The organism is Bradyrhizobium sp. (genome assembly GCF_035701725.1).
Lineage (GTDB): Bacteria > Pseudomonadota > Alphaproteobacteria > Rhizobiales > Xanthobacteraceae > Bradyrhizobium.
In genome coordinates, this window is sequence record NZ_DASSRP010000146.1 from 1 (window position 1) to 2413 (window position 2413).

Sequence of the window (2413 nt, forward strand, 5' to 3'; positions counted from 1 at the left end):
CGTCTTGACCCAGACCGCCTTCACGTTGAGGTACTCTTCCACATGCTGCTTGCCGGACTCCCGGCCGTAGCCGCTCATCTTGTAGCCGCCGAACGGCACCGCCGGGTCCATCGCCTGATAGCAGTTGACCCAGACCGAGCCCGCGCGCAGCGCCTTCGCGACCTGGTGCGCCTTGCTGACATTGGTGGTCCACACGCCCGAGCCGAGGCCAAATGTCGTGGCATTGGCGCGCTTGATCAGGTCGTCGGTGTCCTTGAACGAAATCGCCGATATCACCGGGCCGAAGATTTCCTCCTGCGCGATCCGCATATTGTCCTGAACGTTGGCAAATACTGTCGGCGGCACGAAATAGCCCTTTGACAGCGCGCCTTCGGTGAGCCGCGACCCGCCGGCCAGCGCCTTGGCGCCTTCCTTCTGGCCGATCTCGAGATAGCCGGAGACGCGTTCGAGCTGTTGCTTCGACACCAAGGGGCCGATCTGCGTGTTCGGGTCGAGGCCGTTGCCGACATTGAGCTTCTTGCCGAACTCGGCAACGCGGCCGACGAACTCGTCATAGACCTTGCTCTCGACGAACAGGCGCGTTCCGGCGCTGCAGATCTGCCCGGAATTGGCGAACACCGCCATCGCCGCGCCCGGCACCGCCGCATTGAGATCGGCATCGGCGAACACGATGTCCGGCGACTTGCCGCCGAGCTCGAGCGAGACGCGCTTCAGGTTGCCGGCCGAGGCACGCACGATCGACTGCCCCGTGACGTGCGAGCCGGTGAAGGCGACCTTGTCGACGCCAGGATGCGAGGCGAGCGCCGCGCCGGCGGTTTCGCCAAAGCCCGGCACCACGTTGACGACGCCAGCGGGAACGCCGGCTTCCATGCAGAGTTCGGCGAGCCGCAGCGAGGTCAGCGGCGCTTCTTCCGCCGGCTTGAGCACCACCGTGCAGCCGGTCGCGATCGCCGGACCGATCTTCCAGACGCTGGCGCCGAGCGGGCCGTTCCAGGGAATGATCGCGCCAACGACGCCGACCGGTTCCTTCAGCGTGTAAGAGAAGATTTCGCCCGGCAGCGAATTCTCGATGGTCTCACCGTGGATCGCGGTCGCCTGCCCCGCATAGTAGCGGAGCATGCCGAGGACGCGCAGCTTGTTGCCGCGGGTACGGCTGATCGGCGCGCCCATGTCGAGCGTGTCGAGTTGCGACAATTCCTCGAAGTGCTTCTCGACCAGGTCAGCGAGTTTCAGCAGCAGGTTCTGCCGCTCGAACGGCTTGACCTTGCTCCAGGGACCCTCGAAGGCGCGGCGGGCCGCGGCGACCGCGCGGTTGATATCCTCGGCATCGCCTTCGGCAACGGTTGCCAGCACTTCGCCGGTTGCGGGATTGAGCGTCTCGAATTTCTTGCCGGATGCCGCGTCGACCCACTGGCCGTCGATCAGCATCTTCTTGTACGAACCATCGGCATACGGATGGCGAGTGATCGGGATTGCCTGCGAAACAGCCATGGAATCTCCTTTGTGCTTCCCTGACGGGATGATCCTGCCCGGATGGCCCCGCCTCGTGGGCATGGGGCTTCATTTTCGTTATGTCGGAGATTTTATAATGACGTTCCAAGGCGGTAAAGCGACGGGACCGATACTCGCCGCGATGGCCTGTCATGCAGGAGGAACAGGCCCGAGCGAAGCGGCAAGGCGGAGGAAACGCAACCTATGGGCGGCGTGACAACGCTTTGACAGATTGTTAGACAATCCGGCGGCCGTCCAGGTCGCGGGAACGCCGCCGTCGACAAGGGCAAGGCCAATAAAACAAGGAGGAAGCTGTCATGGCGATCGAGATCAGTGCCCAGGGAAAGGGCGTTTCCGTGATTACCCTGGCAGGCCATGACGCCGGCAATTTTCTCTACACCACGGATTTGCTAGATCTGGCGGAACTGCTGACCACCTGCGCTTCCGATCACGCGCTGCGCGCGCTGGTGATCACCGGACGCGACGGCTCGTTTTGCGGCGGCCGGATCGGCGCCAAGGGACTGACGAAAGCATCCGAAGTCGCCGACGACCTCAATGCCATCCTGAAGGTGAATGCGGCGCTCAATGCCTTGAGCGTTCCGGTCATCGCCGCGGTCGAGGGCAAGGCGTTCGGATTTGGCTTCGGGATGACCGCGCAGGTCGACTATGCGGTCGCCGCCGACAATGCCGTGTTCTCGTTGCCGGAAATGTCGCACGGTCTGCCGCCGCTGATCGTCTTCACCTATCTGTTCCGCTTCGTCCCCTATAAGCGCGCCTTCGAGCTCGCCGTCACCAGCCGGCAGATTACGGCCAAGGAAGCGCTCGACGCCGGCATCCTGACCAATATCGTGCCGGCCGGCTCGGCGCTGCAGCGCGCGCTCGAGGTCGCGAACCAGATGGCCGCATTCGATCCCAAGGCCAT

General features: G+C 63.7%; 2 protein-coding genes. One reads left to right on the plus strand and one right to left on the minus strand.

The genetic code is table 11. From position 1 onward, the window contains the following. Positions 1-1491: aldehyde dehydrogenase family protein (locus VFL62_RS08510; protein WP_325171929.1), on the minus strand; the 1491-nt coding region annotated here is incomplete at its 3' end. Between the two features lie 317 nt (positions 1492-1808). Between VFL62_RS08510 and VFL62_RS08515 the strand changes: the two genes are divergently transcribed. After that, a partial coding sequence (locus tag VFL62_RS08515) for an enoyl-CoA hydratase/isomerase family protein (RefSeq protein ID WP_325171930.1) occupies positions 1809-2413 on the plus strand: 605 nt, incomplete at its 3' end.